This is a genomic window from Modestobacter marinus, from assembly GCF_019799945.1.
In the GTDB taxonomy this organism is placed as follows: Bacteria; Actinomycetota; Actinomycetes; order Mycobacteriales; family Geodermatophilaceae; genus Modestobacter; species Modestobacter marinus_B.
Window position 1 is genome coordinate 60,032 of the sequence record NZ_JABGCH010000026.1, and the last position, 7,106, is coordinate 67,137.

Consider the following 7,106-nt stretch of genomic DNA (forward strand, 5'->3'; position numbering starts at 1 on the left):
TGTTCGTCAGTGCCCCGCCAGGGGCTGGTTGGCCGGCGCCAGATACGGGAAGTCAGTGCCTGCCGGCGTGGTAGCGGCGCGGACCCCGTCGCTGATCGGGGGACCCTGCCCGGCCGTGATGAGGAGCGTGTAGATCTTGTCCATCACGTCGTCGTTGAGTGAGCGACCGCCGCAGGTGGTGTGCGGGCGCCCGGCCAACATCGATTGCTCGATCTCGAAGAAGCCGCTGTCCGAAAAGGGCTTCGAGACGTCGATGACGAGGTAGTCGCCGAGGAGCAACTCGGTCAACGGGTGGTCGCCCTCCTCGGTGGTCTGCCAGTCCTCTTTGCCGTCGAGACGGTCAATAACGGGAAGATTGGCGTTGAGCCGCGCTCGGTAGGCGCCGCGGTAGTCCTTCCCCATGTGGAACGGATCCTCCAGGTTGTACAGATCGCGCAGCTCCATGTCGCTGTTGACCGAGTCGTAGGCCTTCGGTGACAACATGACGTTCTTGACCTCAGGCCGGCCGGTGCGCTCGAGCCTGATGGGCAAAGGACCCGAGACGACCGTCTCGGCGGCCACCGCGAACACCGGCCCCTGCCCGCCGCTGCGCAGCGGTGCACAGTCGGCCTCGACCACGATGCCCAGCACATCTGCTCCCACCAGAGAATTCGTGCCGGGGTCGGAGAAGGCGAGCTGCCCGCTCATCATGGACTTCGCAAAGGCTGGTTGATCGATGAAGAAGGGGTCGGAACGCAGGCCGGCGTAGAAGCTGAGGGCGTCGGTGTGCACACCCGAGATGTCGTTGACCGTGACCGAGACCGGCTCGCCGGACATCGCGACACAACGCCCGATCTGCACCGTGGTCGAGCCATCACCGGGGGCCGGCCGATCGAAGGAGATGTCAAAGGTGATCTCCTCGGTCTCCGTGCCGACGGCGAGGTGCGTCGCCTCGTCGGGGATCGTGACCGGGCGCATCCGGAAGCGGAAGGTGATGGCGTCGGAGAACGTCGTGTCCGGCTTCGCGTCCGGGTGCACGGTCATCACCAGGACGATCCGCTCCTGCTGCGAGGGGCTGGGGAACACGTAGAAGTCGCAGATGTCACCGGCGGGACCGGCGATGGCCCGGGGCCCAGAGAAGTGGTCGGACACGGTATCGACCCTCCCGAGTCGGAACGGCGGCTGAGACCGTGGTCGGACAGGCGGCGCAATCGCGCCGCCTGTCCAACTGCGCACGGAGCTCGGCGTCAGTCGGCAGCCTGCTGGAGCAGCGGCGCCAGGGCCGGATGCGCCAGCGCCTCTTGGGCGGCGGGGTCATCGAGGACCTGCTGGAACGCACGGTCTACCCGAAGCGCCTTGGTGACCTGCGGCTGCGTCACGTCGCCGAAGTAGTCCCAGAATCCTGCGGCCTCGATCTGGCCCGACTGGAGGAACGCCTTGATGTCGGCATTGGTGGCCGCGTCCACATCCTCGATCGTGAATTCATTCGTGTGCTGCAGCCAGTCCGCCCACACCGGCAGGCCGACCAGGGCGACGGCGTCATCGACGTAGGGGTCCCACTCGCTCTCGAACGAGGTCAACCACATCAGCCGATGGTCGTCGTCGAACAGGACGAACCGGAGGCTGCGCAGGCCGATCCTCTGGAGGGTCGACTTGGTTCCGGCGTCGCGCAGCCGATCCTCGAACACCTTGATCGCGGCCTTCATCTCGTCAATGTGGCCTTCCTTGACGGTCATGAGCGCGCTCAACTCCGAAACCACGCCGTGAACTCTGCCCTTGCCCGACTTGACGCTGGTAGTTCCGGTCATGACTACTCCTTCTGGATCGAACCTCAAGGACCTGACGTTGCGTCAATCCTGATGGCTGACGCGTCGATCGCTGGGCCGGCATCAATCCCGAGCCGGCGTTTGTCGCTGATGACCCCCACCGCGTTGACGTGCGGTGGACCGCGGCCCGAATCGCTCCCCTTGTTGGGTCCTTCGGCGGTCGGTCACCATGTCTGTCGATATCCCTACGTACTCGGTCGGCGAGGAGTGGGCGCAACCCACTGGCCGCTGGCGATCACCTCGAGGAGGACCTGTGAAGCATGCGCTGTATCCCGCGCCAGACCCTCACCCACGGCGGGTGACTCGCCTCGGTTGACAGCCAGCGCGATCGGGCGACGGCTCGGCCGGTGGCCGTTCAGCCGGGCTCCTGGGCGAGCAGTTGGGACTGCAGGAAGTCGGTGGCGAGCCGGACGTCGCGGACCCCGGTCGCGGGCCTGATCCCCGTGCGGGAGAGGGTGGCCAGGTAGAGCCCCGCGGCCCATCCCTCGGTGCGGCGGGCCAGGCCGGCGACCTCCTCGTCGGGGGGGCGGAGCAGGTGGCTCGCAGCAGTGCCCGTGCCCCGTCCTCGGTGAAGGCGAGGCTCTCGCCCCGATCTCCAGGGGCCCCGGGCACGCTGACGCGCGAGCGGCACCGGCATCGCGCGCCCGGCGAGGGCGATCTGCATCGTTCCCCCGGACACGACCGACGAGAGTCACCAGGGCGTCCAACGAGGCTCCGTCCCCCAGATGGCGGACGGCGTCCAGGACGAGCCAGACCGGTAGGGCCGGCACCAACGGTCGGTACGTCGCAACGGTCGATGTCGTGCGGCGCCGACGGCGATGCCATGTGCACACGAATTCCCGCTCAGCCGTTCGGTGTGATCACCGCGCGTCCCTTGATTTCGCCGTCGTGGAGGAGGTGGTATGCCTCGCCCGCGCGCTCCAGGGGGAATTGCTCGACCAGCATTCTGATCTTTCCCGCCTGGGCCAGGCTCACGACCTCCATGAGCTCGGGGATCGAGCCCCAGTAGGGCGAGGCGACGGAGCACTCTTTCGCCGGGCTGTGGAAGTTCACGGGCAGCGCGCCGCCGCCGAGACCCACGATCGTCACGTGGCCGAGGACCCGGGAGATCTGTGCCGCCATCTCCAGCGTTGGCTTCGCGCCCACCATGTCGAGAACCAGGTTGGCGCCCTGACCGCGGGTGATGTCCTTGACCCGCTGCACCGCGTCATCGCCCGAGACCAGTGCCTCGTCGGCGCCCATCGTCTTGGCGGTCTCGAGCTTGGCGGGCGACGTGTCCACCGCGACCACGGTCGCCGCCGCGCTCAACGCCTTCAACACCTGGATCGCCATCTGGCCAAGGCCGCCGGCACCGATCACGACGGCGGTGGACCCCGGCCCGAGAAGGTGTGTCGATCGCTTCACGGCGTGATAACTGGTGAGCGCCGCGTCGCTGAGCGGTGCCGCCTCACGCGGGTCCAGGGTGCCCAGCGGGATCAGGAAGCGCGTGGACGGGACGACCATGTAGTCGGCCATGCCGCCGTCCCGGCCGAGTCCGCCGGGCTTGTTCTGCCCGGGGTCCTGGCAGTAGTTCTCCATGCCTACGCGACAGTTCCCGCAGGTGCCGCAGCCCCAGGGGCCATAGACGAGCACGGGGTCCCCGACTGCGAACCCTGTCGCGCCGGCCCCCAATTCCTCGACCCAGCCCGCGTTCTCATGGCCGAGGGTGAAGGGGAGCGGGAGCGGCGTGTCCGCAGGTGCCTCCATGATGTGGAGATCGGAGTGGCAGGCGCCTGCACCCCCGATCTTTATCAATACCTGCCCCGGTCCGGGCTCGGGCACTTCCACTTCACGGAGCTCGGCCGGCTTCTGCCACTCGACGAACTGGAATGCCTTCATGATTCCTCGAGTCTCTAGTCTCGTATCCGGTCGTAGTCGACCAACAGGTGTTGCGGGCCACGGAAGACCTGGCTACGCCGGTACGGCGGAGGATCGACGACGAGCCGTGGGTTCTCCACGCGGCGGAGGAAGACCTCCAGCGCGAGATTCACCTCCAGGCGCGCGAGCGGGCCGCCGAAGCAGGTGTGGATGCCGCTACCCCAGCCGAAGTGCTCGTTGTCGGGGCGTTGGGGATCGAATCTGCTCGGGTCGGCGAATCGGCGGGGGTCGCGGTTCGCGGCGCCGTACATGAGGAACACCGCCGAACCCTTCGGGATGACCGTCCCACCGACCTCGATGTCGGCGGTGGCGGACCGGCTGGGGAAGAACTGGACCGCCGACTCGAGGCGCAGGACCTCCTCGATGGCGAAGGGGATCAGCCCCGGCCGGCTGCGCAGGCGCTCGATGGACCCGGGGTTGCGCAGCAAGGTCAGCACACAGTGGGAGATCGTGTTGACCGTGGAGTCGTGACCGGCGACGAGCAGCAGGAGCGCGTTGGACGCTGCCTCCTGGGGTTCCATGGGTCCGTCCGGGCTGTCGTCGTTCACCAGTTTCGAGAGCAGGCCCTCGCCGGGTTTTCCGGCGTAACTCTCCACCAATCCCTGCAAGTACTGCTTGAGGGCAGCCACGCTCGCTCTGCCCTTCTCAGCGCGGGCCCTCCCCTCGTCGGTAGCTGCCTCCGGGCCCAGGTCCACTCCCGCCATGGCGTCGAAGATCCAGCGGTGGAAGGTTGCTTCGTCCTCCCGCGGAACGCCCAGGACCTTGCAGATCACCGTCACCGGCACCGGATAGGCGTACTCGTCGACGATGTCGATCCTGGTCTGCCCGGTGGCCTTGTCGAGCAAGTCGTTGCAGAGCTGCTCGATGCCCGGGCCCATGCTCGGGATGAGGTCCGGCGTGTGGGGAGGGCCGAAGTGCCGCATTGCCTGGCGGCGGGCGCGATCGTGGTCCGGCGGGTCGGACACGATCATGCTCGGCTGATCGCCGTAGGCCTTCATGTGCTCGGCCTCGGGCGGGGGCTTCGCTGCGGCTGCCCGCTTGGCCGCCACCGGACTGCGGCTTATGTCCGAGCTCACCCGGGGATCGTGGGCCAACGCCAGCAGCTCCCAGTAGCCGGTGACGGCGTAGACGTCGTCTGCCACCCGCGCGACGGGTGCCTTCCGAAGCTCGTCGAAGAACCGGTAGGGGTCAGGGCGGTTCTCGAATCTCATGGCCTCGGCCCAGGCGGTCTCTGGCGTCATGACGTCCCCTTTGGTCCTCGTTCTCCTGGCTGTGTGGTCGCGCGCTCGGTGTCGCCCACCCCTCAGCGCTTCTTCGGCCGGAACGCGGCGCCGCGGTCCGTCGGGTCGTGGCCGGTCAGTACGACATCCGGAAGCCCCGTCAGCGCTCTGGGATCCGGGAACCGGGCCGGGATCGGCGTCATGTCACCGGCCTGGTCATAGCCCGGTGGAGGGGGCGGGAACGGAGCCGATCGCTCGATCAGTGCCCCGTAGTACTCCAGCCACTTGCCGTGATTGAAGGTGACGGCGGCGACGGTGCGGCCCTGGCGACCATAGGCGGCGGCGAAACGCCGATCTTTTACCGATCCCTGCGTGATGACGATCTCGTCGGCGAAGGGGGCCACGCCGACGCCCTTGATGTTGACGCCGAACTGGCCCGACCAGAAGGCGGGCAGCGGCAGGTGCGGCCGGCGGTCGGGTTCGAGGCTCACCATGTTGTGCGCCGCGACCTCGCCTCCGAAGACGGCATTGTCCCAGTGCTCCAGTACGAGGAATTGGTAGTTGTACAACACGTGGGGGGCGCGCGCGATGTCGCCCGCGACGTAGATGGTGTCGGTCACCACCCCGTTGATGTCGAAGGCCCGACAGCCGGCGTCGCAGCCGACGCCCCAGAAGCCGGCGGCCAGCCCGGCGCCTTCCAGCCATTCGGTGTTGCGGATCGAACCGAGCGATGCCACCACCACGTCGACGTCGAGCGTGGTGCCGTCGGAGAGTCGGGCACGCCGCACGTGTCCCTCCGCGTCTCCCTCCAGCGCCTCGACCGAGACGCCGGTGCGGAGGTCGACTCCGTGCTCCCGCTGCATCTCGGCGGCGATGTCGCCGATAACCCCTCCGAGCGCGCCGACGAGCGGGCCTTCGGCGCGCTCGGCGACGGTCACGGGGAGACCGAGTTCGCGACAGACCGAGGCCATCTCCGAGCCGATGAAGCCGGCGCCGACGATCAGGACCCGCCCTGGCTTGGCCGCCAGTGCCGCCTGCAGCCGGCCCGCGTCATCGGCGGTGCGCAGCGTGAACACCCCCTCCAGCGCACCCTCCTTCGGGTTGAACCACGGCCGTGAGCGGGTGCCGGTCGCGATCAGCAGGCGGTCATACGGAACCTCGTCGCCATTGGCCAGGAGCACGCGTTTGGTGACGCGGTCCAGACCGGTGGCCGCCACGCCGAGCCGCCAGTCCGCATCGAGGTCTCGCAGGCGCGGGAGCACGGTGTGGTCGGCCGGCACCCAGCCCTTCAGCACCTGCTTGGACAGTGGCGGGCGGTCGTACGGTTCCTGGCTCTCATCTCCGATGATGGTTAGTTGCCCGTTGAAGCCCTCGTCGCGTAGGGCTTCGGCGGCGCGAAGCCCGGCCAGGGAGGCGCCGACGATGACGATCCGGCCCTTGGCCTTGAACTCCGTTACCAGGTCGGCCACGAGGCCCGGCGCGAATGTCGTCACGCCATTTCCCCGTTCAGGTCCTGCCGGTCGACGATGATGGCCCGCACCGGGCAGGACGCCGCGGCTCGCAGGACCTGCCGGCGCAGCGAGTCGTCGGGATTGGGGTCGTACATGAGCGCTTCCTCACCGTTCAGGCGGAGGACCTGTGGCGCCAGCGGGACGCATTGCGCATATCCCTGACATCGGTTCAGATCAACGGCGATCCGCATGGGTACTCCCTCCGCATAGGCCGAGAGAATCTCGGCCCCTGTATTGGTCGGCCTCGAGCCCGCGTTCCGTATGTCGCTCACCGGCTTTGTCTCGTCCGGGCGGCCCAACTATGTCGGAGCTGGGCCACGTCGGTATCACCCGAGATGGGTGAGCGCGTCCTGGTCTTTCATCCAGGCCAGCAGCCGAGCTGAGGACGGGACCCGTGGCTCGGCGCATCGCCCGTCTCGGTGATGCATCGCCTCCGGCACCGGAGCACCGCCAGGGTCCGATTGCCCGGCGCGCCGGCGGCGAGCGGCTGTGCGGTCCGGCTCTCGCCACGTAGCCGCGGATTGATCCGGAACTGTCGCCCGATGGGGCCTTGTCCTAGGAGCCTGCTGAGCCAGGGGCTTCCTAGTGCCGGGTCAGGCAACCTTCGCCCTCTTGATGGTCTCGGCTCGGCGGATGACTTTGCGGAGCTGGGG

At 68.1% G+C, this 7,106-nt stretch carries 7 protein-coding genes; all 7 read right to left on the reverse strand.

Annotated features, from left to right (window positions below; genetic code table 11):
- Positions 1 to 6: 6 nt before the first annotated feature.
- Positions 7 to 1,131, reverse strand: a complete 1,125-nt coding sequence (locus tag HK417_RS18995) for a DUF4331 family protein (protein ID WP_222269569.1) — start codon at positions 1,129 to 1,131, stop codon at positions 7 to 9.
- 95 nt (positions 1,132 to 1,226) lie between these two features.
- Complete coding sequence (locus HK417_RS19000; protein WP_222269571.1) at positions 1,227 to 1,787, reverse strand: hypothetical protein; 561 nt, start codon at positions 1,785 to 1,787, stop codon at positions 1,227 to 1,229.
- Positions 1,788 to 2,160: 373 nt separating this feature from the next.
- A complete protein-coding gene (locus HK417_RS19005; RefSeq protein WP_222269573.1) occupies positions 2,161 to 2,484 on the reverse strand; it encodes a hypothetical protein in 324 nt (107 codons plus the stop codon).
- A gap of 164 nt (positions 2,485 to 2,648) precedes the next feature.
- Positions 2,649 to 3,683, reverse strand: a complete 1,035-nt coding sequence (locus HK417_RS19010) for an NAD(P)-dependent alcohol dehydrogenase (protein WP_222269575.1) — start codon at positions 3,681 to 3,683, stop codon at positions 2,649 to 2,651.
- A gap of 14 nt (positions 3,684 to 3,697) precedes the next feature.
- Positions 3,698 to 4,963, reverse strand: coding sequence for a cytochrome P450 (locus HK417_RS19015; RefSeq protein WP_222269577.1), 1,266 nt, complete (start codon positions 4,961 to 4,963; stop codon positions 3,698 to 3,700).
- Positions 4,964 to 5,025: 62 nt separating this feature from the next.
- Positions 5,026 to 6,435 carry an NAD(P)/FAD-dependent oxidoreductase gene (locus HK417_RS19020; RefSeq protein WP_222269579.1) on the reverse strand — a complete coding sequence of 470 codons (1,410 nt, stop codon included), beginning with the start codon at positions 6,433 to 6,435 and terminating at the stop codon, positions 5,026 to 5,028.
- Complete coding sequence (locus HK417_RS19025; protein WP_222269581.1) at positions 6,432 to 6,644, reverse strand: ferredoxin; 213 nt, start codon at positions 6,642 to 6,644, stop codon at positions 6,432 to 6,434. The genes HK417_RS19020 and HK417_RS19025 overlap by 4 nt, the downstream gene beginning before the upstream one ends.
- Positions 6,645 to 7,106 lie beyond the last annotated feature (462 nt).